Annotated in this window: 22 protein-coding genes; 9 read left to right on the top strand and 13 right to left on the bottom strand. The window is 61.1% G+C overall.

What is annotated here, in order from left to right:
• Positions 1-79: 79 nt before the first annotated feature.
• Positions 80-1666, bottom strand: coding sequence for an apolipoprotein N-acyltransferase (gene lnt, locus MLC59_RS10415; RefSeq protein WP_248234065.1), 1587 nt, complete (start codon positions 1664-1666; stop codon positions 80-82).
• Positions 1663-2355, bottom strand: coding sequence for a lipase secretion chaperone (locus MLC59_RS10410; protein WP_248234064.1), 693 nt, complete (start codon positions 2353-2355; stop codon positions 1663-1665). The genes lnt and MLC59_RS10410 overlap by 4 nt, the downstream gene beginning before the upstream one ends.
• Positions 2356-2544: 189 nt before the next feature.
• Here MLC59_RS10410 and MLC59_RS10405 point away from each other — a divergent pair, with 189 nt between their 5' ends.
• Positions 2545-3003 carry a DUF2489 domain-containing protein gene (locus MLC59_RS10405; RefSeq protein ID WP_248234059.1) on the top strand — a complete coding sequence of 153 codons (459 nt, stop codon included), beginning with the start codon at positions 2545-2547 and terminating at the stop codon, positions 3001-3003.
• A gap of 294 nt (positions 3004-3297) precedes the next feature.
• Here MLC59_RS10405 and MLC59_RS10400 read toward each other — a convergent pair whose 3' ends face one another.
• From MLC59_RS10400 to MLC59_RS10390, 3 genes are all read right to left on the bottom strand, one after another.
• The gene (locus tag MLC59_RS10400) at positions 3298-4665 is read right to left on the bottom strand and encodes an HDOD domain-containing protein (protein ID WP_248234056.1); all 1368 of its coding nucleotides are present in this window, start codon (positions 4663-4665) and stop codon (positions 3298-3300) included.
• 112 nt (positions 4666-4777) lie between these two features.
• The gene (gene recG, locus MLC59_RS10395) at positions 4778-6853 is read right to left on the bottom strand and encodes an ATP-dependent DNA helicase RecG (RefSeq protein WP_248234055.1); all 2076 of its coding nucleotides are present in this window, start codon (positions 6851-6853) and stop codon (positions 4778-4780) included.
• A 10-nt stretch (positions 6854-6863) separates the two neighbouring features.
• Positions 6864-7826: a hydrogen peroxide-inducible genes activator gene (locus tag MLC59_RS10390; RefSeq protein WP_248234052.1), complete on the bottom strand. Its 963-nt coding sequence runs from the start codon at positions 7824-7826 to the stop codon at positions 6864-6866.
• Between the two features lie 52 nt (positions 7827-7878).
• Between MLC59_RS10390 and MLC59_RS10385 the strand changes: the two genes are divergently transcribed.
• A complete protein-coding gene (locus MLC59_RS10385; protein ID WP_248234050.1) occupies positions 7879-8763 on the top strand; it encodes an NAD-dependent epimerase/dehydratase family protein in 885 nt (294 codons plus the stop codon).
• On the opposite strand, the gene MLC59_RS10380 is transcribed toward MLC59_RS10385, so the two are convergent.
• From MLC59_RS10380 to gmk, 4 genes are all read right to left on the bottom strand, one after another.
• A complete protein-coding gene (locus tag MLC59_RS10380) occupies positions 8756-9142 on the bottom strand; it encodes a RidA family protein (protein ID WP_248234048.1) in 387 nt (128 codons plus the stop codon). The two genes, MLC59_RS10385 and MLC59_RS10380, sit on opposite strands and share 8 nt — an antisense overlap.
• A gap of 96 nt (positions 9143-9238) precedes the next feature.
• A complete protein-coding gene (locus MLC59_RS10375; protein ID WP_427901717.1) occupies positions 9239-11419 on the bottom strand; it encodes a RelA/SpoT family protein in 2181 nt (726 codons plus the stop codon).
• Between the two features lie 186 nt (positions 11420-11605).
• On the bottom strand, positions 11606-11818 hold the full coding sequence (gene rpoZ, locus MLC59_RS10370; RefSeq protein WP_248234046.1) for a DNA-directed RNA polymerase subunit omega: 213 nt from the start codon (positions 11816-11818) through the stop codon (positions 11606-11608).
• A gap of 111 nt (positions 11819-11929) precedes the next feature.
• Positions 11930-12568 carry a guanylate kinase gene (gene gmk / locus MLC59_RS10365; protein WP_248234044.1) on the bottom strand — a complete coding sequence of 213 codons (639 nt, stop codon included), beginning with the start codon at positions 12566-12568 and terminating at the stop codon, positions 11930-11932.
• 147 nt (positions 12569-12715) lie between these two features.
• Between gmk and MLC59_RS10360 the strand changes: the two genes are divergently transcribed.
• Positions 12716-13600 carry a universal stress protein gene (locus MLC59_RS10360; RefSeq protein ID WP_248234042.1) on the top strand — a complete coding sequence of 295 codons (885 nt, stop codon included), beginning with the start codon at positions 12716-12718 and terminating at the stop codon, positions 13598-13600.
• A 43-nt stretch (positions 13601-13643) separates the two neighbouring features.
• Here the strand turns inward: MLC59_RS10360 and MLC59_RS10355 are convergent, their stop codons facing one another.
• Positions 13644-14510, bottom strand: coding sequence for a YicC/YloC family endoribonuclease (locus MLC59_RS10355; protein ID WP_248234039.1), 867 nt, complete (start codon positions 14508-14510; stop codon positions 13644-13646).
• A gap of 183 nt (positions 14511-14693) precedes the next feature.
• Between MLC59_RS10355 and rph the strand changes: the two genes are divergently transcribed.
• Entirely contained in the window at positions 14694-15410 is a 717-nt protein-coding gene (gene rph / locus MLC59_RS10350; protein ID WP_248234038.1) for a ribonuclease PH, read from the top strand.
• Positions 15411-15492: 82 nt separating this feature from the next.
• Here the strand turns inward: rph and MLC59_RS10345 are convergent, their stop codons facing one another.
• Complete coding sequence (locus tag MLC59_RS10345; RefSeq protein ID WP_248234037.1) at positions 15493-16302, bottom strand: exodeoxyribonuclease III; 810 nt, start codon at positions 16300-16302, stop codon at positions 15493-15495.
• Between the two features lie 82 nt (positions 16303-16384).
• Here MLC59_RS10345 and pyrE point away from each other — a divergent pair, with 82 nt between their 5' ends.
• Positions 16385-17023 carry an orotate phosphoribosyltransferase gene (gene pyrE / locus MLC59_RS10340; protein WP_248234071.1) on the top strand — a complete coding sequence of 213 codons (639 nt, stop codon included), beginning with the start codon at positions 16385-16387 and terminating at the stop codon, positions 17021-17023.
• 112 nt (positions 17024-17135) lie between these two features.
• Positions 17136-17807, top strand: a complete 672-nt coding sequence (locus tag MLC59_RS10335; RefSeq protein WP_248234035.1) for a DUF4124 domain-containing protein — start codon at positions 17136-17138, stop codon at positions 17805-17807.
• 69 nt (positions 17808-17876) lie between these two features.
• Here MLC59_RS10335 and MLC59_RS10330 read toward each other — a convergent pair whose 3' ends face one another.
• Together MLC59_RS10330 and MLC59_RS10325 are read right to left on the bottom strand one after the other, a co-directional pair.
• Positions 17877-18524 (bottom strand): hypothetical protein, encoded by a 648-nt coding sequence (locus MLC59_RS10330; RefSeq protein WP_248234032.1) that lies wholly within the window; start codon positions 18522-18524, stop codon positions 17877-17879.
• 143 nt (positions 18525-18667) lie between these two features.
• Entirely contained in the window at positions 18668-19012 is a 345-nt protein-coding gene (locus MLC59_RS10325) for a DUF2782 domain-containing protein (RefSeq protein ID WP_248234030.1), read from the bottom strand.
• A gap of 138 nt (positions 19013-19150) precedes the next feature.
• Between MLC59_RS10325 and polA the strand changes: the two genes are divergently transcribed.
• The 3 genes from polA (at position 19151) to MLC59_RS10310 (ending at position 22473) form a co-directional block, all read left to right on the top strand.
• Positions 19151-21871, top strand: coding sequence for a DNA polymerase I (polA, locus tag MLC59_RS10320; RefSeq protein ID WP_248234028.1), 2721 nt, complete (start codon positions 19151-19153; stop codon positions 21869-21871).
• Positions 21858-22022: a hypothetical protein gene (locus tag MLC59_RS10315; RefSeq protein WP_248234027.1), complete on the top strand. Its 165-nt coding sequence runs from the start codon at positions 21858-21860 to the stop codon at positions 22020-22022. The genes polA and MLC59_RS10315 overlap by 14 nt, the downstream gene beginning before the upstream one ends.
• 76 nt (positions 22023-22098) lie before the next feature.
• The gene (locus MLC59_RS10310) at positions 22099-22473 is read left to right on the top strand and encodes a hypothetical protein (RefSeq protein ID WP_248234025.1); all 375 of its coding nucleotides are present in this window, start codon (positions 22099-22101) and stop codon (positions 22471-22473) included.
• Positions 22474-22497: the final 24 nt, after the last annotated feature.

The raw sequence follows: 22497 nt of genomic DNA, 5'->3' as shown, positions 1-22497 counted from the left end.
ACCTTCGGACTGGCGCCTTGGCCAGAGGCCCCAGCGTCACGCAGTAGGTCAGCGAATTAACCAAACGGGACACTAGCATTCAGGCCTGGCGACGGGTCAGCCGGATCAGCAGCAGGGCCATCAGCCCGGCGAGTCCAAGGACGACAGCAAACCATTCAGGCCACTGGGTGAACCAGGACCGGAAAACCTGCCCGGCGGGGGTGTACGGCACATCGGTAACCAGGCCGATTCGCTCCTGGAAAGGCGTTGACGCAAGGACCCGGCCAGAGGGTGAGACAACGGTCGATGGCCCGTTGTTCATGACATGCACCAGGGAGACCCGGTTCTCTACCGCCCGCAGCACGGTGGCGCTGGCATGTTGCCAGGGCTGCCTGGAGTCACCGAACCAGCCATTGTTCGATAGCACCACCAGCAGCGGACTGCCGGGGGCTGCGCCAACCGAGCGCGCGACATGGCCGGGGAAGGCGCTTTCATAGCAGATGGCCGGCACCAGGTGGACACCCCCCACCGGGAAGGTCACACGATCATTGCCCGGGGTCAGGTTAGCGAAGAAATCGCCGAGATAATCACTGGCCCAGTTCACCAGCCAGGGAAATTCCCGGGACAGGGGCAGCGTCTCGCCGAAGGCCACCAGGCGGTGTTTGCGATAACGCCCGGCCAGCGCACCGTCCGGTCCCAGAAACAGGGACGAATTGTACTCCCGGAACTCCCCTCCGTTGCCTTGCTGCTCGGCGTCATGGAAAATCAGCGGCACCCCCAGGCCGGCCACCGCTCGCTGGAAGGCACCGGGAACCTGGTCAACCTCGAAATAGCCCTTGTACCGGGTTTCCGGCCAGATGATCACCTCTGCGCCAGCCCTGGCCAACTGACTGCTCAGGGCCATCTCCGGAGGCCAGGACCGGCTGTACCCTGGTTCCGGGGCCGGCACAGCAGCACTGGGTGTTTCGTTGGACTGGACCAGTCCAGCAGAGAGGGTGGGCCATTGCGAAACCTGTCGATCCCAGTGATCCAGGGCCCACCAGCCATAGCCCAGCCAGGCGGCCAGAACCAACACGCCTGCGCCCCCCATAACGCCACTGGTATGCCTGGCCCCGGGGAGCCACCCCATGGCCTGGAGCGCCCCGGCTGTAACCAGCGCATTGCTGATACCGATCATCAGGTCCACCCCGTAGACGCCGGTCAGGCTCGCAGCCTGTATAGCCGGCAGGAAGGCACTCTGGCTCTCCCCCAGCTGGAGGGGAAATAACACCGGGAACCAGCCATAGAACACCATGAGCAGTACCGGGAAAAACCACAGGCAATAATGGCCGCAGAATCGCTGGCATAGATGCCAGCAGAGCATCAGAAAGGCCGGCAGCTGGGCGGTCAGAAACCAGAACACCATGGCCCCTGCCAGAGCTGGCGCCAGCGAGTAGTCTTTCAGGCGCTGGAGAAACTCCACCATCCAGGGCGTTGCCACCAGGTACATGGCCAGGCCGGTCAGTAATCCGAGCCAGTAATGGGCGGCGGCCGAACGACCGTGGGCCGCAACCAGCAAGGGAACAAACGCCAGCCAGGTCAGTGGATAAAGGCCAGCGTAATTGTAGGGCAACGCCAGCATTACGCCGGCGGCGATAGCCGACATCACTGGCAGTATCCAGCGGGGAAACGCGGATGCCCCGGTCATCGCTGCTCCTCAGGACTACCCTGGCCGACCATAAGGGCCTCCCGTCGAATCAGGCGCTGTTTCTGGTCGTCGTCCAGGTCTTCCCGCTGCATAATCAGCTGACGCACCAGGTGCAGCTCCGTCATACGGTGGGCCGTTTCGTAGAGCCGGTCAGCAACCTCTTCTCCGAGTGTTGACCGGCGCAAGGAATACTGCAGGCGCAGTTGCACCCAGGCGCTTTCTGCGTTGCCAGCACCGTCGGGGATCAGCTCCAGCATTGACTGTTCGAGGTGTCGGTACCTCAGATAGGGCGACAACAGGTTCGCGAGCTCCTGTCCTGCGCCCTCCGGCAGGCTGCTCCGCAGGAGGTGCTTCGCGCGACGAATGGCTGCCGCGTCGCGGGAAGCCGGAAGTATCTCACTGAGCACCTGGAGCACGTCGCCATAGGCTTCGTATTCAACGGCATTGCCGTCTTCCCCAAGACGAAGGCGGCTGATCGCACGGTCAGCCCGGGCGAAGGCGACCTGCTCCGACGCAGTGAGGACTTCCGGCCTGATATAGCCGCCCGCGCCCGGATCCGGGGCGGCCGTCACGCCTGCGGCGCCGATACCATGGAGCAGCCAGGCTGTAGACAGCAGCACCAGCGTCACCAGGGCGGCAACCACAAGCCAGCGGGAAACAGGTGACCGGGGATGAAGTACTGTGGGCACGGCATAGTCCTTTCGCCAGTGGACCGGTGTCATCAATCAGCCCGGGACCCGGGCAGTCTTCCATGATAACCAGTCCGGATGGCTTGGCGGGATGATGGGCGTCACAGCATGGACCCGTGCGGGCACACCTCACAGCACGGCAAATCCGGTACACTGTACTTTCTGACCATTTATTACCGGAGCCTGTGTATGCCCCAGTGGTTGCAGTGGAGCCTGATCACCCTTGGTGTGGCGGCCATCGTCGTATTACTGGTTTTTATCACCAGACATACCCGCCAGCTACGGGAGCACCGGCGTCAGCAGGAGCGCCAGCGGACCTTCCAGGCGGAGCGGCGGCAAAGCATGGTCGAGAGCATCCGCATCCTGGCGATGGCTATTGAAGAAGACCAGGTGGAATATTCCGAGGCCTGCCTCAGGATAAAAGGTCTGCTGGACCATGTTGAGCCCGGATTGCTGGACCAGGCGCCCTACCGGATTTTCCTCGAGGTTCACGACAGTATCCAGCATATGCCGACGCACCAGGCACGTCAGCAGACGGACTCACATTTTGTCCGGAAAATGGATGAGGAGCGATTCGCGCTGGAAAAACAGCACGCAGATGCGATACGTCGCGCCGCTACGGCTATCCGCCACCGGAACTTTGACTGAGAACTGCAACCATTTTGTAACGTTTTGTAACAGAAGGGGGCAGGCCGGCCTATTGGAAATCAAACATTTGGTGTGATTTGTAAACCAACCGAAGGGCAGGGGCACCAGCCCAGCCGCCAGCTTGCAGGAAATTCCCGGACACTCGACTAAAGTTTAAGCGAACCCTTTTACAAGGCGAGTATCGCGGTCCGTCGTGAAAAGTAGTTGATGCGCCAGACTCGAGTGCATCCTGATCTGCAACAAGCGGGTGAGCTTGCCGGCCCACGGGCCGGCTTTTTTAGACACTCCCCCAGCTCAGCCGCTACCCATCATTCCAGCCATTGCTACCACCGCGTCCTTCGAAGCAACCAGCTCATCAAAGGCACGGGCGGTTTCATCCGGATCGAGGCCAAGGTCGCTGTAGAGAGCCTCCGGGATCGGTGCGCGGGCACCAAGCTTCAGCCCCCGCTCGTTCAGCAGCTGGCGGCCCAGCCAGAGCAGTCGCGGATAGGTATCTTGTGGTCCCTGGTAATCCGGGGTTTTCTGATAACGCAGGGCCACGACCACCTCTTCGGGCATGCCCCAGTTGGTCATCAGCTCGGCTGCCAGCTGCTCCCTCGTAACCCCCAGCAGGTGCTGCTCGACAACCGAGGTATCAATATGGCTGTTAACCTCCCAGTTGCGGCAGGCAAGCCGGAAATGGGGCGGGAAAACGTGGGCCAGGACCAGGTACCCGAAGTTGTGCAGCAGCCCCGACAAGTAGGCCAGCCCAAAGATCGGGCGACGCCCCCTCGGCATCATGGAGGCCAGCACGCCCGCAGCCTGGGCCTGCCAGATCGCCTGTTGCCAGTACCCCAGAAAGCCCTGCGGGTGCTCGTCCGGCTGTTTCAGCGCCCGCCCCAGCGACAACCCCATAGCCAGGTTCATCACCAGGTCGAACCCGAGAATCCTGGCCACCGCATCGTGAACCGAGCTGACCTGGCCGGCCGCAGCATAGAAGGATGAAGAGGCCCAGCTGACCACCTGCGCCGCAAGGCTGGGATCGCTCTCTACGATATCCACCAGCTCTCCCATATTGGCGTTGGGATTCACCCGCAAATGGATGATGCGCTGGGCGGTTTCCGGCAAGGGCGGTAACTCAAGGGTATCCTCAAGGCGCTGGCGGATCCGCAGGTCGGTAAAACGCTGAATGGCTGAGAAAACCTGTTGCTGGTCGCGCTCTGGCGACCTGGGCGTGGCATCAATGCCCGCCAGGGGCGCGCAGAACGTCTTCTCCTCTGCTGCTCCGGCCAGTGTCCGGAACTCCGCCTGGGAGAGGGTTATGCGGGCATCGTCCCCTACGGGCTCGATCACCAGGGTTTCGGCCTGGCTGACATGGTGGTCCACCAGGGTAGGCCAGCCGGTGAGCGCCGGTATGGCAGGAAGGCCATGCAAGCCCGCCTGCCGCAGAAAACGTGCATAGTCAGACCGGGCTACCAGTCGTAACTTGCGCCCCAGGTGCTTGTTCAGCCCTACCAGGTCGAACAGGTCTTCCCGGCGACAGATAACCTGCAACTGGCCCTTGTTATCCGCCAGCAAGACCATGCGTAGCCGTGTACCGGACGCCGGGGCGGCCAGGGCCTCTGGCTCGGTGGTGATGGCGGCCTTGTTCAGAAGTTGCCGGACCGCACCGGACATCTCCATTGGGTTCTCCTGCATTGAATCGCTGTGTATCTGCCTGCCAGTGTGGCTCAAAGTGAGCCCGGACGCAGACCGGTTTGGTCAATTTTGGTGACGATACGGGACCGCCGTGAATTCAGACGTCACCATAACGAACCCGCTCGCCCAGCCAGCGGCGCACCAGCGCTTCGGTGGCACGCGCGTCTTCCATAACCGCGGGCGCCATGTTTTTCACGCTTTCGATCCAGCCGCGGTCACGCTCGAAATTCGCCAGCCGGAACTGCATCATGCCGGTCTGCCTTGTACCCAGCACTTCCCCCGGACCGCGGATCTCCAGGTCCTTTTCGGCAATGACGAAGCCATCCTGGCTGTCGCGAAGGGCCTGTAAACGAGCCCTTCCGTTCTGTGAGAGCGGCGCCTGGTACATCAGTACACAGAAGCTGGCGAGCTCACCCCGCCCTACCCGCCCCCTGAGCTGGTGCAACTGGGCCAGGCCGAGACGCTCCGGGTTCTCGATAATGATCAGTGAGGCGTTGGGCACATCCACGCCCACTTCAATAACCGTGGTGGCCACCAGCAGGTCCAGCTCCCCCTCCTTGAACCGGTCCATGACGGCGGCCTTGTCGGCCGCCTTAAGGCGCCCGTGAACCAGGCCGACCTGAAGTTCCGGCAGCCGCTCCTGCAGGCTTTCGGCGGTCACTTCTGCGGCCTGGCACTGCAGGGCCTCCGACTCTTCGATCAGGGTGCACACCCAGTAGGCCTGGCGCCCGGCCTGGCACGCCTTGCGAACCCGCTCTATCACTTCGTCACGGCGACTGTCCTGGATCACTATGGTTTCAATGGGTTTGCGCCCGGGTGGCAGTTCATCAATTACGGAGGTGTCCAGGTCCGCGTAGGCGCTCATAGCCAGGGTGCGGGGAATCGGCGTTGCGGTCATGATAAGCTGGTGGGGAGCGACCTGCCCCTGCGCGCCCTTGTCCCGCAGCGCCAGGCGCTGGTGCACCCCGAAGCGGTGTTGCTCATCCACAATCACCAGCCCCAGGCGTTCAAACACCACATCATTCTGGAACAGGGCATGGGTGCCAATGACCAGGCGTACCTGCCCCTCCGCCAGGCTGGCCAGGGTTTCGGCGCGGACCTTACCCTTGACCTTACCGGACAGCCAGGCCATTTCCAGTCCCAGGGGTTCCAGCCACTGGCGGAAATTCTGATAGTGCTGTTCCGCCAGGATCTCGGTGGGCGCCATCAATGCCACCTGGGCACCAGCGCCAATGGCCTGCAACGCCGCCAGGGCCGCCACTACCGTCTTGCCGGAGCCGACATCCCCCTGCACCAGGCGAAGCATGGGTAGAGGCTGACTGAGGTCCTGGCGGATATCGGACACCACCCGGGCCTGGGCCGGCGTCAGGCTGAACGGTAACTGGTCGAGGAAACGCTCCGCCAGGTCCCCGCCGGGGAGCAGAGGCAATGCCTGCCGCTGCTGGATCTGCTGGCGCACCAGCAACAGGCTCAACTGGTGCGCCAGCAGCTCTTCCATCACCAGTCGCTGCTGGGCCGGGTGACGGCCTTCCATCAACTGGGGTACCGGCGCATCCGCTGGTGGCGCGTGGACCAGCGCCACCGCCGAGGTAATATCCGGTAACTGGTAGTCCGCTAGCAACGAAGGGGGCAGCCAGTCCGGTATCGGGTAGCGCTTCAGGTAGGTGAGCGCCTGGTTGCACAGGCTGCGTACCCGTGGCTGCTGAATACCTTCGGTCAGGGGATAGACCGGGGTCAGCGTTGCTTGCCCTGGCGGGGGCATCGGAGGGGGATTCACCTGGTATTCAGGATGATAGAACTCGAAGCCGGCCCGCCCCGGGCGAACCTCCCCATAACAACGTACTCTCGTACCCTCGGCGAGCTGGTTTTTCTGGGCGGCAGAGAAGTGGAAAAACCGCATCACCAGGAAACCGGTATCGTCTCGGAGCGTTACCTGCAAGCTGCGCCGGCGCCCCATGACCATTTCCGCCCGCATCACCTCGCCTTCCACCACCCCCGTGTCCCCCAGTCGCAGACTGCCCATGGGGATCACCCGGGTGCGGTCTTCATAGCGGTGGGGCAGGTGAAACAGCAGGTCCTGGAGCGAATGAATCCCCAGCCTGGCCAGGGTGCCGGCAAGGGCGTTTCCAACACCTTTCAGGGTAGTAACAGGCAGGTCTTCCAGTGACGCCATGATCTACCCGTCAGCCGCCGGCAGCCAGGGATGGTTTTTCTTTCTCCGCCTTCTCGATCACCCGACACTGACTGGCTGCAAGGGATAACACATCAATGGCCTTGGGTCGGGGGAAGGTCACTCGCCAGGCCAGGGCCACGGTACGGAAAGGCACCGGCGGGGCAAACGGACGTACCGCCAGTATATCCTCGTCGTAGGGCATGGACGTGGCCGCTGACAACGGTAGTACAGTGATACCCAGGCCAGAGGCCACCATGTGGCGAATGGTCTCCAGCGAGCTGCCCTCGGTGACCAGGGTCGGGCCTGCACCGGTCGACTGTCGCTCTGTCATGGTTTCCACCAGTGGCGGGCAAGATTCCAGCACCTGGTCCCTGAAACAGTGCCCCGGCCCCAACAGCAACAGCTGCTCACCAGCCAGCTGCTCGGCGGTCAGCGCTGTCTCCCTGGCCAGCGGGTGACCACCGGGCAAAAGAATCACGAAGGGTTCGTCGTACAATGGCAGGGTTACCACCTCGGGCTCCTCAAAGGGGAGCGCGATGATGATAGCGTCCAGGTCAGACTGGCGCAGCTTCTGGCGCAGGTTACCGGTATAGTTCTCTTCGATATAGAGTGGCATCTCCGGCGCGGCGCGGCGCAATTCCGGCAGAAGGTGCGGAAACAGATAGGGACCAATGGTATAGATGGCCCCGACCCGCAACGGCGAATTCAGCTGGTTCTTTCCATCCAGGGCCATGTCACGGATCACGCCAACCTGGTCCAGCACACGCTGGGCCTGCTCGATAATACGCTGGCCGGTCTCGGTGACCCGGATGCTGCTCTTGCTGCGTTCGAACAACGGAACGCCAAGCTCTTCCTCGAGCTTCTTGACGGCCACACTTAGCGTCGGCTGACTGACATGGCAGCGTTCGGCGGCCCGCCCGAAATGCTTTTCCCTGGCAAGCGTGACAATGTAACGTAGTTCGGTCAGGGTCATGACAGGCTCCAGTTGCTCTTTATGATCTCAAGCATAAGGATTGAAATAGACTATGGCAATCTCTTCAGACCAGCCCCGCCCCCACATCCTGGTGGCCGGTTGTGGCGCCCTCGGCGGCGCCGTTGCTGCCGCACTGACCGATTCTGCCGAGGTCTGGGGTATCCGGCGCACCGCCAGCGCCATTCCAAAGGGAGTTCACCCTGCCCCGGCTGACCTCATGGACCGCGATGCCCTGGCGAAGGTCGTGCCGGAAGCGCCGGATATTGTGATCTACTGCCTGACCCCGTCCAGCTACGATGACGCAGGCTACCGGAGCGCATACGTCGACGGGCTGGCCAACCTGCTGGCAGTCACCGATACCTCCAGCCTCAAGCGGCTGTTCTTCATCAGCAGCACCAGCGTCTATGGCCAGGACGATGATTCAGAAGTGGACGAAACCAGTCCGGTGGCGCCAAGGCGATTCAGTGGCCAAAGGGTTCTGGAAGGGGAACAGCTCGCCCTGAGCAGCAGCATCCCGGCCACCGTTATCCGTTTCAGCGGTATCTACGGCCCGGGACGGGGGCGGTTCCTGGAGTCGGTCATGGGAGGAGAGCTGAATCCCGACTCACCAGGCCCTTACACCAACCGAATCCATGAGCAGGATGCCATGGCGGCCTGCGTGCACCTGGTGCACCAGGCACTGGCAGGGAAGCCGCTGGACGACTGCTACCTGGCGACGGATTGCGAGCCGGTTCGGCTGGACGAGGTGGTCAGCTGGATTCGCCGGCAACTACCCTGCCAGCCACCGCAACCGGATGGCCGGCGAGGCGGCCGTGGGGGCAGCAAGCGGTGCAGTAACCGCCGCCTGCTGGCCACCGGCTTTGAATTTACCTGGCCGGATTTTCGCAGTGGCTACCGCCCGATGATCGAGGCGGTCAAAAGGAAACGCCTCAGCTGATCACCATCACTGCGTCCATTTCCACCGGCACGCCCTTGGGCAGGGCCGCCACACCGATTGCGGCGCGGGCCGGGTAAGGCTCCTGGAAGTAAGTCGCCATGACCTCGTTGACCGTCGCGAAGTTGGCCAGGTCTGTCATATAGATATTCAGCTTAACGATGTCCTGCAGGCTGCCACCGGCGGCCTCGCAGACAGCTTTGAGGTTTTCGAACACCCGGCGGGTCTTGTCGGCGAAGTCGCCGGCGACCACTTCCATGGTTTCCGGATCCAGCGGAATCTGACCCGACAGGTACACGGTATCGCCGGCTTTCACAGCCTGTGAATAGGTACCGATGGCTTCCGGGGCGGCATCAGTCTGGATAATGGACTTGTTGCTCATGTCAGGTTAATCCTGCGTTGCGGTTAAACGAATATGCTGCCGCCGGGGCGATGACGCTGTCAATACGCCCCGGTGACAATCGAGTGTTTCAGGGAATCAGTGTCGGACGCGGCTGATCTGGGTAACCGCCCGGATGTTACGCACCCGGCGCATAACCCGGGCCAGGTGACGGCGGCCGTTGACATGGACCACCAGGCTGACAATGCTTAGGCGGGCGTTCTGCTCTTCCACATTGATGCGTTCGATGTTGCCATCGGCCATGGCGACCGCGTTGGCCACTTCGGCAATGACACCACGCTGACGCTCCAGCTCGACCCGTAATTCAACCGAGAATTCATCGGTGATGTCCTTGGCCCATTTCAGGTGCGTCAGGTGTGCGCGGTCTTCGGTGCTTTCCGGCAAGCGGCTGCAGGTGTCGCTGTGGATGACCAGGCCATGGCCGGAATCCATGACACCGACCACCGGATCGCCGGGAATCGGCTTGCAACAACTGGCGAAACGCACCAGCAGGCCTTCCGTGCCACGGATGGTCACCGCGTTACCTTTGCGGTCGCCCTCATCCGCCACCGCAACCACATCCAGGGAGCTGGTTTCAGTGCCGGCTTCCCCTTCTCCGGCCACCAACTGGCGGGCGATCAGATAGGCCATGCGATTACCCAGGCCGATCTCACTCAACAGGTCATCAAAACTGGGCACCTGGTTATGGCTGACCACCGCGTTGATCTGCCCCTGGCCCAGCTCGGACAACTTCTGGCCAAAGCCGTGGAGCGACTTTTTCAGCAAGGTCTTGCCCAGCTGAAGGGACTCGGTGCGGCGCTGCACCTTGAGCGCATGCCGGATACTGCTGCGGGCCTTGCCGGTGACCACGAAACTGAGCCAGGCCGGATTGGGCCGCCCGTTGGGGGCAGTGATGACCTCCACCGTCTGGCCACTTTGCAGGGTCTGGCTCAGGGAACCCAGGTTGCGGTTGATACGGCAGGCCACGCAGGCATTGCCGATATCTGTATGAATAGCGTAGGCAAAATCCACCGGTGTGGCGCCGGAGGGCAGCTCCAGGATCTTGCCCTTCGGGGTAAAGACATAGATCTCGTCGGGAAACAGGTCGGTCTTGACGTGCTCGATGAATTCCAGCGAATCGTCCGCCCGCTCACGCATCTCCATCAGACCCTGAACCCAGCGGTCAACCCGCTTCTGGTTGGCGGAACTGACCGGTGACTGGTCGTGCTTGTACATCCAGTGGGCGGCGATACCGTCGTTGGCAATCTGCTCCATCTCCTCGGTACGGATCTGGATCTCGATGTTCACGTGCATGCCGAACAAGGTGGTGTGCAGGGACTGGTAGCCATTGGCCTTGGGCATGGCGATGTAGTCCTTGAAACGCCCGGGCAGCGGCTTGTAGAGGCTGTGCACCGCCCCGAGGATGCGGTAACAGTCGTCCTCGGTATCGGTGATAATCCGGAACGCATACACGTCCATGATTTCGTGGAACGACTTATGGCGGAACTTCATCTTGTTGTAGATGGAGTTCAGGTGCTTTTCCCGCCCCATGATCTGCCCCGGCAGACCGCGCTCCTGGAGCTTGTCTTCCAGCTTGCCGCGAATGTCATCGATAATTTCCCGGTGACTGCCCCGCAGCTTGGTTACCGCCTTGGAGATGTATTTCGCCCGCATCGGGTACAGCGAGGCAAAGCCCAGATCCTCCAGCTCGGTACACACCCGGTGCATACCCAGGCGGTTGGCAATGGGGGCGTAGATATCGAGGGTTTCATTGGCAATGCGCTGGCGCTTCTCGTAGGGCATGGGGCCCAGGGTGCGCATATTGTGCAGCCGGTCCGCCAGCTTGACGATAATCACACGGATATCCCGGGCCATGGCCAGGGTCATTTTCTGGAAATTCTCGGCCTGGGCTTCTGCGCGGGACCGGAATTCGATCTGGGTCAGCTTGGAGACACCGTCGACCAGTTCCGCCACGGACTCACCGAACTGCTCACTCAGGGCATCCTTGGGAATGCCGGTATCTTCGATGACATCGTGGAGCATGGCGGCCATCAGGCTCTGATGGTCCAGCTTCATTTCCGCAAGGATGGTGGCAACTGCCAGGGGGTGGGTAATGTATCGCTCACCGCTGCGCCGCATCTGGCCCTCGTGGGCCTGCTCGGCATAATAGTAGGCCCGGCGCACCTGGTTGATGCGGCCAGAATCCAGATAATCTCCGAGCGTGCCTATCAGGTCTTCGACCGTGCGTTCACGCTCTGCAACAGCAGCCTCTTGCGACACCGCGCCTCCGTCAGGTTATTCAGGTGGCGGGGATAAAAAAACCCGAATGCGAACATTCGGGTTCTTCCTGTACCCCGCCGGGAAAGCCTGCGCAAATAATTCGCGCTCTCTTTCCACTATAAATCCATCGGGGCGAAATTCAATGGTCTTTTTGCAGCACCGGGGCTTACCGGCAGCGTTCCAGGCTCAGTCTTCCTCTTCTTCGCGCAGCAAGTCACGGGTCACCTTGCCTTCGGCAATTTCCCGCAGCGCGATCACGGTCGGCTTGTCGTTCTCTTCAGGCAACAGCGGCTCATAGCCCTTGGTGGCAATCTGGCGGGCGCGCTTGGTCGCCAGCATAACCAGCTGGAAACGGTTGTCGACGTTTTCCAGGCAATCTTCAACGGTAACTCGTGCCATATCTTCCCCGACTGAGATAACGATTAGGAGGTAAATTCCAACGCCCGGAACACCGGGCCTTTCAGCAGACCGCGTAGTTTACCGCCAGGCGGTCATAATGTACACAGTCTGTCAGACCTCGTCCCCGGCCATCAGCGACGACAGCAACCCGGCATGGCGAACCTCCTGGCGATCCATGCGCAGGCGCTGGCAGGTAACAATGGACAGCAGCTGGTTGAGCGCCTCGGCGAAGTCATCATTGACCACCAGGTAATCAAACTCCAGGGCGTGGCGGCACTCTTCCGCAGCCTCGTGCAAGCGGCGCTCTACCACTTCGGGCGCATCCGTGCCGCGACCCACCAGGCGCTCCCGCAGGACTTCCGCAGACGGCGGAACGATAAAGATACTGACGCAATGGGGCATCAGCCGACGCACCTGGGTGGCCCCCTGCCAGTCGATCTCCAGGATGACATCGCGCCCCCCGGCCAGGGTCTGCTCGACCCAGACCTGGGAGGTACCGTAGTAATTGCCGAAAACATCGGCATGCTCCAGGAACTCGTCGCGCCGGATCATGGCCTCGAAGGCTTCCCGGGAGACAAAGTGGTAGTTCACACCATCCTGCTCACCGGGCCGCATGGGGCGAGTGGTGTGGGATATGGAAACCCCCAGGCGTGCATCCGCCCGGATCATCTCCCCCACCAGGCTGGTCTTGCCGGCACCGGAGGGCGCGGAGATTACGTACAGGGTACCCTGCTCACCGGTCTGGCTCATGATTCACTGACTCCCGAAAGCTTTTATGGCCGGGGGTACCGGCCAGAAAGCGGCAAATTATACGGGGTTTGACTTATCTCCGCATCCCGGGTGGCCCGCAACTGGTAAGATTCCCGGAAACCATCGGACAAGTCACGGAAACACCGAATGAAAAAACTGCTGATCGTTATGGACCCGGAGCACAGGCACCAGGTAGCACTGACCCGGGGTATTGAGTTGGCCAGGGCGACCGGCGCCAGCCTTGAAGTCGTCGCCTTTGTGCACGAATACCTGGACGCCATTTCGGATGAAACCGCCACACAGGAAACCGCCAGGACCGCAATCACCGGACAGCGCCAGCGCTGGCTGGAGCAGGTACTGGCACTTTGCGACTGTAGTGACCTGGACATCAGCGCTAACACGGTGTGGACCAAGCGGATCCACGAATGGATTATCGACCGCTGCGAGAAGACGTCGGTTGATGCCGTTATCAAGACCGGAAACCGGTCCGAGACGTTCCTGTACACGCCGACTGACTGGCACCTGATCCGCGAGTGCCCTGCGCCGGTCATGCTGGTGGCTGAAAACAAATGGAACAAGGCGCGCCCGATACTCGCCGCTGTCGACCTGAGCTCCGACAAGCCCGTAAAGAAGGCGCTTAACCACCGCATTATTGCCCAGGCCCGGCAGCTTGCAGATGCCCTGGGTACGGACCTTCACCTGGTGCACGCCCTGCACACATCCGTGATCCTGGCAGACCTTGACCTGGTGGACACAGACGCCCGCGACCGAAAGCGGCAGGCGGCACTGAAACCGCAAGTTGAGCACCTTTGTCATACCTGGCACCTGAAACCGGAGCACGTGCACATTGCCTCCGGCCCGGCGCAGAAGGTAATCCCCAGTACCGCCAACCGTATCAAGGCTGACATGGTCGTTATTGGCACCAGCGGCAAGACAGGCCTGGCCGCCATGGTGATCGGCAATACCGCCGAAAAGGTCCTGACTCACCTGCGAACCGACCTGCTGGCGATCAAGCCGCGGGAAGCGCAATAACCCGGGGATCACGCAGGGCAGGTACGCCTGCCCTGCGGGCACCTTACTCCAGGTTCTGCACCTGCTCTCTCATCTGCTCGATCAACACCTTCATATCCACTGCCATGCGGGTAACGTCAGCATCGATCGACTTGCTGCTGAGGGTGTTTGCCTCCCGGTTCAGCTCCTGCATCAGAAAGTCCAGCCGACGACCAATGGCGTCGTCGCGCTGAAGGGTTTGCCGAACCTCGCCAATATGTGCTTCCAGGCGATCCATTTCTTCCGCCACGTCTGACTTCTGCGCCAGCATCACCATCTCCTGGCTGAGACGGTCCGGGTCCAGCTCTACTGACGCCTGCCGGAAACGCTCCCGCAGGGCTTGTTCCTGGGCGCCGATCAGCGCCGGCATACGTTCACGCACCTGGCTAACCAGTGCTGCCATGGCGGCAAGGCGATCATCGAACAGGGGCCGCAGGCGCTCGCCTTCACGCTCCCGCACCCGTATCAACTCTTCCACCGTGCGCCGGAACAGCTCGTCCGCGGCCGCCTTGACCGGACTCAGGTCCGGCTCATCCCGGTCAAGGATTCCGGGCCAGCGGAGGATATCCAGGGCGCTGATGTGGGCCGGGTTATCCAGCAGCCGGTTGACGTGGTTGATCGCGTCGTTCAGGGAAGCCGCCAGCCGATCATTCACCATCAGGGCGGTATCGGCATCTTCGGAAGACTGCAGGCGCATCGCCACATCCACCTTGCCCCGGCCGAGCGCCTTGCGCAGGTAGTCACGAAAACCGTTTTCCAGCTCCCTCAGCCCCTCTGGCAGGCGGAAGGACGGCTCCAGGTAGCGGTGGTTGACCGTGCGCATCTCGCAGGTCAGCACACCCCACTCATCCTGGACCTGCTGGCGGGCGAATGCTGTCATGCTTCTGATCATGGTAGCTCCAGATTTCTTCCGTAAAGTACGATGCCAGTCTATCAGCTTGGCGAACGGGAAATCCCCTGTCCTTTCGGCAGCCGGTGCCGTCTCCTCCCGTGCTATACTGCCTCCCCTTTTCCCCAGCGGCCGGCCCCGTTAGCATCCGGCCCTGTTTATTTTCCAGACTCATAAGGATCCATTATGCGCCCCAGTGGCAGACAGCCTGAACAACCCAGAGACGTGCGGCTCACCCGCCATTTCACCCGCCATGCCGAGGGTTCCGTACTGGTGGAGTTTGGCGACACCCGTGTGATCTGCACCGCATCCGTGGAAAACAAGGTACCGCCATTCCTCCGTGGTGAAGGCCAGGGCTGGATAACCGCGGAATACGGCATGCTGCCTCGCTCCACCGGCAGCCGCATGGGCCGGGAAGCGGCCCGCGGCAAACAGGGCGGGCGCACCGTCGAGATCCAGCGACTGATCGGCCGTTCCCTGCGGGCCGCCGTGGACCTGGAAGCATTGGGCGAACATACCATCACCATCGACTGTGATGTTATCCAGGCAGACGGCGGCACCCGCACCGCGGCCATTACCGGCGGCTGCGTGGCGCTGGTGGACGCACTGAACTTCCTGGTCAAGGAAGGCCGCCTGAAGCAGTCACCGCTCAAGCAGATGGTGGCGGCCCTTTCCGTGGGCGTTTACCAGGGTACCCCGGTGGTGGACCTGGACTACCCGGAAGATTCCACGGCGGAAACCGACATGAACGTGATCATGACCGACCAGGGCGGATTTATTGAAATCCAGGGAACAGCAGAAGGCGCACCCTTCGTGCAGGAAGAACTGGACAATATGCTGGTGCTGGCCAAGCAGGGTATCGAGCAGCTCTTCGAGATCCAGAAGGCTGCACTGGCGGAATAATCCGCAGGCCTGTCATCGGCTCAAAAAAAGCGCGGCGGGACTGACCCGGCGCGCTTTTTTCGTTCCTGAGGGTGGGATTCCGTCAGAAACCGATGTCAATATCATAGTCCATGATCAGCGGCGCGTGGTCAGAGAAACGGGTGGTTTCATCGATCCAGCCGTCACGGATGGTCCTGCGGATGCCTGGCGTCAGCAACTGGTAGTCAGCACGGATACCCACGTTCTTGCGCTCACCGCCCTCCCACTCAGGCCACCAGGTAAACTGGTTGCTCTGCTTGTTGATCTCGCGGAAAGCGTCAATGGCGCCCATTTCGTCAAACAGGCGGTCCAGGTACGCCCGCTCGTGGGGCAGGAAGCCGGACACATCCAGCTGATGGTAGATGGGGCTGGCGTCAGTTACATGGTGGGCGGTCTGCAGGTTGGCGCAGAAAATGAACTGGCGGCGCTTGCGCAGGGTTTTCTGCATATGCAGCCCGAACGCGTCCATGAACTCGTCCTTGTGGTCCAGCACGGTCAGGTCGTTGCCGTCTTCCAGCAACTCTTCTTCGCGACCCAGGGCACACGGGGCCAGTACACAGGCCACACTCACCCGGTCGAAATCCGCCTGGATAAAGCGGCCTTCACGATCGGCCTGCTCACTGGCGAAGCCATACATGATGGCTTTCGGGAAGTGACGGGTATAGATACCCACCCCGCCATGCTCGTTGAGCTCGCCATCAATGAAATAGGCTTCGTAACCTTCGGGAATCAGGTTGCGGTCTTCGATTTCATAGACCCGCATGCGATGGTCCTGAACACAGATTACGTCGGCGTCCTGGTCGGCGATCCAGTCAAATAAGCCTTTTTCAATCGCCTGCTCCAGACCATTGACGCTGATTGATACTACACGCATACGTATTCCCTGATTCAGTTTGGGTGTATGATACCGGTTTTACACGTTTTTGAAAGAACCAGACCCCGCCAGAAGCCTTGCCATGCACGACTACCAGCGCGATTTTATCGAGTTTGCCATCCACCGCGACGTACTGCGTTTCGGTGAGTTCACCCTCAAGTCAGGACGTACCAGCCCCTACTTTTTCAATGCCGGCCTGTTTAACAGCGGCAACGACTTGCTGCGCCTGGGCGAGGCCTATGCCGCCGCCCTCACCCGTAGCGGGCTGGATTATGACATGATTTTCGGACCTGCCTATAAGGGCATTCCCTTGGCCACCACCACCGCCATGACCCTGGCCAGCCAGGGCGACAGCCGCCCCTGGGCCTTCAACCGGAAGGAAGCCAAGGACCACGGTGAAGGCGGCAATATTGTTGGCGCCCCCTTAAATGGCCGGGTACTCATCATTGATGACGTCATCACCGCCGGCACGGCTATCCGTGAGTCCATGGCCATTATCGAAGCCGCCGGGGCAACACCGGCCGGCGTGCTGATTGCCCTGGACCGCCAGGAACGCGGGCAGGGCGAGCTGTCTGCCATCCAGGAAGTGGAGCAGAGCTACGGCATACCGGTCATAAGCATTATCCGGCTGGAACAGGTACTGGAATACCTGCAGGCAAGGCCGGAATCTGCAGCCCATGCCGATGCAATTGCCGCTTACCGGGACCGCTATGGTGTCTGATTGCTGGCAAGCGGACTATGCTGTGAACCAGGGCGACGTAACCCGTGGCCCATCCGGTATGCTGTTAACCTGTACAGATACCGACGAAAGACACATGAAAAAGGTGTGACCGGTGCCCAAGACCAGACTGACAACCTGCCTCATCGCTGCAAGTTGCCTGGTGTTCGCTTCCCTGGCAGATGCACGGATGTACCGCTACAAGGATGACAACGGCCAACAGGTTATCAGCAACACGGTTCCACAAGAGGCCTCAACCCGGGGCTATGAGATCCTCAACAGCCAGGGCCGGGTAGTGGATCGTGTGGCACCGGCTCCCACCGAGGAAGAGCTTCGTCGCCGCGAAGAAGAAAAACGCCGCCAGCAACAGGCCGAACTCCAGCGCCAAAAGGACCAGGCCCTGCTGCGTCGTTACAGCCACCCGGATGACGCCGTGCGCGCCCTTCACCGAAAGGTCAGCGAACTGGAAGGACTGAACCAGCTCAAGCGGGGCAATATTTCAGTCATTGAGTCCCAGCTGGATAACGAGCAGTCCAGGGCCGCCGACCTGGAGCGCTCTGGCCGGGAGATTCCCGAGACCACGCTGCAGAAGATTGACCGCCTGGAGAGCCAGATCCTCAGCATCGAAAAGGAAATCGAAAGCCAGCAGGAAGAGATCCAGCAGGTGCGCGAACAATACCTCAGGGATATTGAGCGCCTGGAAGTCATTACCGAGCACCCGCGCACCCTGCCCCTGGACCCGCCGAAAGCAAGCGGCGGAGCCGACACCCAACCGGCGGAACACTGACCCTCCCGTATGCGAAAGAGCCACCCTTGAAGGTGGCTCTTTGCGCCAGGAGTTGACCAGGACCGGAAATCAGGCGCTGGTGGTGCTGTTCTCGGTGGCTGAGCTCTTATTGCTGCCTGAGCCTTTGCTGGTACTTGTCGAGGACGCCCGGGTTGTGCCTGACGAGGCACTGCCCGAAGTGGACCTGGCCGACGCGCCAGTGGACTTCGCTGATGCCCGGCTTCCTGAAGTAGCCGCCTTGCTGGCCTCGTCAGCGGCCTTCGATACTTGCTTGCCGGTACTCTTCGCGGTCTTGGAGGTTTCCGAGGCTGTAGACCGGGCGCCACGGGAAACCCGGTTGGCTCCCTTCTGAGCCTTGTCGGAAACGCTGGTCGCCGTCGACTTCGCAGTCGATGACACGTCTTCAGCGACCTCGTCAGCGGTCTTGCTCACGGCGCGGGCAGTGTCCGCAGTTTCCTTTTCCATGCGCGCTACCAGGTCACCTGCGAAACTGCCAACACGGCTATTGAACGAACGCAACTGGTCAAACACAGCGCCACTGGCACCGTTGTATCGCTTGCGCAGGTTCTTGACACGATACTGGCGCACTTCGGTTTCCAGCTTCTCTGCGACGTCAAAGGGCTTGGCCGCCAGGTGTTTCTGCGCCTTCTCGGCAGCGTCAATGCCCTTGTCTACCATTTCCTGAAGCTGTTCCTGCCAGGTTTTGAGCTTACTCATATCGTCGCCCCCTTGGGTCCGGTGAAATCCGGTCTGACTAAATAAAGTGTGGCGGGAAGCCATTTCCCGACCGTTTCAGAGCCAGCATAGGGCGAGAAGTTAGAATATTCATACTAATCCGGCCTGTGGCCGGAGCCCGGCAACTACCAGCGGAACAGTACCCAGCTGGGAATCAGCAGAGAGGTTTCGTCTTCCCTGATCCAGCCGCCGCCGTCGGCCGGCACCAGGTAGTAAGCCGGCCCCACTTCCGGCACTACCTTGATCTCTCGCAACTGGCCATTGACGCGATATTCGTAGTACACCGCATCCTCGCCCGGCCGGATCACGATCTCGGAGCCATCCGTCTGCGGCTCATACTCCGGAATCACTACCGGCTCGTCCGGCATTTGCGGCTTCTCATCCAGGGGCGAGCCGGATTGCTCCTGTGCGAAGGCCAGCGAGGCACCAGAGAGGCCAAGCACCAACAGCGAGATAACGGGTAGTTTCATGGTAACCTCTACATTCAGACAAGCCGTTGATACGGCAACGAGTGCCCCGCCTGGTGAGTTCGCTGAACAGGCGGGACACCAGTGGAAAGCGTTGCACAAGCCACCCGAACCTTCAACAGAATCCGGATTCCCCTTGCTATGAGTCAACCCAAGACACCCCCTGTTGTCCTCGTCGATGGTTCCTCCTACCTGTTCCGGGCCTTCCACGCCCTGCCCCCGCTAACCACCAGCAAGGGCCACCCCACCGGGGCGATCAAGGGGGTTATCAGTATGTTGCGACGGCTGGAGCAGGATTTCCCGGGATCGAAGGTGGTGGTGGTCTTTGACGCCAAGGGCAAGACCTTTCGCCATGACCTGTACGAGGAGTACAAGGCCAACCGTCCACCGATGCCGGAAGACCTGGCGGTACAGATCAAGCCCATCCACGAGATCGTGGAAGCCATGGGGCTGCCCCTGCTGATCGTGCCGGACGTAGAGGCAGATGATGTCATTGGCACCCTTGCCACTGAAGCCACCGCCAAGGGCGTGGACGTAGTAATTTCCACCGGGGACAAGGACATGGCCCAGCTCGTCAGCGACCATGTCACCCTGATCAACACCATGACAGAAACCCGCATGGACCGGGAGGGGGTCATTGACAAGTTCGGCATCGCGCCGGAGCAGATCGTCGACTACCTGGCGCTGGTGGGCGATACCGTTGACAACATCCCGGGTGTGACCAAGTGCGGCCCCAAAACCGCCGTCAAATGGCTTACGCACTACGGCGACCTGGACAACCTCATGGCCCATGCGGACGAGGTCAAGGGCAAGATCGGTGACAACCTGCGGGATGCCATTGAGCACCTGCCCCTGAGCCGTGACCTTGCCACCATTCGCACTGACGTGGACCTGCACTTCGGTATTGAGGAAGTGTCACCGGAGCCGGAACACCGGGAGCAACTGCTGACCTTGTTCCAGGAATATGAGTTCAAGTCCTGGATCGCGGAATATTCAGGCGACGGAGCACAGAAAGAGGATACACCTGGAGACGAGCCGGTCACTGCGACGGAGCGTCAGTATGAAACCATACTTACGGACGACCACCTGGACCGCTGGCTGGATCAGCTCCGCAAGGCAGAGCTGTTCGCCTTCGACACAGAAACCACCAGCCTGCGCTACAGCGAGGCTGAAGTCGTCGGCCTCTCCTTCGCTGTCGAGCCCGGCAAGGCCGCGTACCTGCCGCTGGCCCATGATTATATGGGCGCGCCTGACCAGCTGGACCGGGACAAGGCCCTGGCAAAGTTCAAGCCCCTGCTGGAAGACCCGAAGCAAAAAAAGGTGGGGCAGAACCTGAAGTACGACAAGAATGTGCTCGCCAACCACGGCATCAGCCTGGAAGGCATCGCCGAGGACACCATGCTGGAGTCCTACGTGCTCAATTCCACGGCCACCCGCCATGACATGAACAGCCTGGCGCTAAAATACCTGGGCGAGAAAACCGTCAGCTTCGAAGACATCGCTGGCAAGGGCGCAAAGCAACTCACATTCAACCAGGTCGACCTGGAAAAAGCGGCTGAATACGCCGCCGAGGACGCGGATATTACCCTGAGACTGCACCAGGCACTGAGCCCCCGACTGAGGGAGACAGGTCAACTGGATGCCGTCTACCGGGAAATTGACCTGCCCCTGGTACCAGTGCTGTCCCGTATGGAGCAGCGCGGGGCCATGATCAACGCTTCAACCCTGCGCCAGCACAGCCAGGAACTGGCCGAACGCATGGCGGAACTGGAGCAGGAAGCCCACGAAGAAGCCGGCGAAAGCTTCAACCTGGGCTCCACCAAGCAGTTACAGGCCATTTTCTACGACAAGATGGGCCTGCCGGTGATCAAGAAAACACCCAAAGGAGCACCGTCGACCGCTGAGCCGGTACTGCAGGAGCTCGCCCACGAGCACCGGCTCCCGCGGCTGATCCTGGAACACCGCAGCCTGAGCAAGCTCAAATCCACCTACACGGACACCTTGCCGGAGCTGGTCAGTCCCCGCACCGGGCGGATTCACACCTCCTACCACCAGGCGGTAACGGCAACCGGCCGGCTATCGTCTTCCGAGCCCAACCTGCAGAACATTCCCGTGCGCACCGAGCAGGGTCGACGCATCCGCCAGGCCTTTACAGCGCCGGATGGCTACAAACTGGTCGCCGCCGACTACTCCCAGATTGAACTGCGAATCATGGCCCACCTCTCCGGTGACAAGGGCCTGCTGGGCGCTTTCGAGCGCGGCGAAGATATCCACCGGGCCACTGCCGCCGAGGTATTCGGGGCAGCAGTAGATGAGGTCACCTCCGATCAGCGCCGCAGTGCCAAGGCCATCAACTTCGGCCTCATCTATGGCATGTCGGCCTTCGGCCTCGCCCGCCAGCTCGAAGTGGACCGCAAGACCGCCCAGGACTATATCGACCGTTACTTCCACCGCTATCCGGGTGTGCTGGAGTACATGGACCGCATCCGCAAGCAGGCCCATGACGACGGTTTCGTGGAAACCCTGGCCGGGCGCCGGCTCTACCTGCCCGAGATCAACGCCCGCAACAAGCAGATGCAACAGGCCGCCGAGCGTACGGCCATCAACGCCCCCATGCAGGGTACCGCCGCCGACATCATCAAGCGGGCCATGATCACCGTCGAGGACTGGTTGACCGCCAACCATGCGGAGGAGGCCCGCATGGTCATGCAGGTGCACGACGAACTGATCCTGGAAGTGAAGGAAGGCGCCCTCGATTCGATCTGCAAGGGCCTGGAGCAGCGCATGTCCGCCGCTGCGGATCTGAAGGTGCCATTACTGGTGGAAACCGGAATCGGTGACAACTGGGATGAGGCCCACTGACAACCGGGGAAGCCTGTCTGACCCTAACATCGTCATCGACACTCGCCCCAATAAGGTGCATGCCTGGCCGGGCATGCACCGCCTCACTCCCGCCCACATCACCGATCGGGGCGCCAACAGTAACCCCACAGACTGCCAGACGCTGCCGTGAGTGGCTCGGATTCCATGGCACGATTCTCGCTTAGATATTAGCCACTTATCCGTTTCCAGACATGAGGCAGGCTTCCATGGCATCTCTGGCGAGTGAACGTAACTGGCTGTTCAACCCTTCCACCATGAAGAAGATCCAGCAGTGCCGACGGCTGATCCAGATGGAATTCGGGGTCAAGCTGCACCTGACGGAAGACGCGCTGGTGGAACACCTGAACAGCTATGCCGGGAAATCGCGTTCCGATGCCCTGAGCCGGACCTGGACCGAACTCAAGGAATCCGTCCCCGAACTCGCGGATGCCGTGGCCGACAGCGAATCGAGCACGAAGCGAACCTATCGCGGTCAGCCGATTCCGGATGACGAACCACCGGTCAAGGCAGTAAACAGCGAGGGGGACGAGAGCCAACCCCGGAAGGCCAAAGTGATCTACCGGGGTCGGGTGGTCGGCTAGGCGCCGGCCGGAGACAAAGGAGAG

The organism is Marinobacter bryozoorum (genome assembly GCF_023156245.1).
GTDB lineage: Bacteria > Pseudomonadota > Gammaproteobacteria > Pseudomonadales > Oleiphilaceae > Marinobacter > Marinobacter bryozoorum.
The sequence above is the reverse complement of the archived record's forward strand: the minus strand, read 5'-3'. Positions and strand labels throughout refer to the sequence as shown.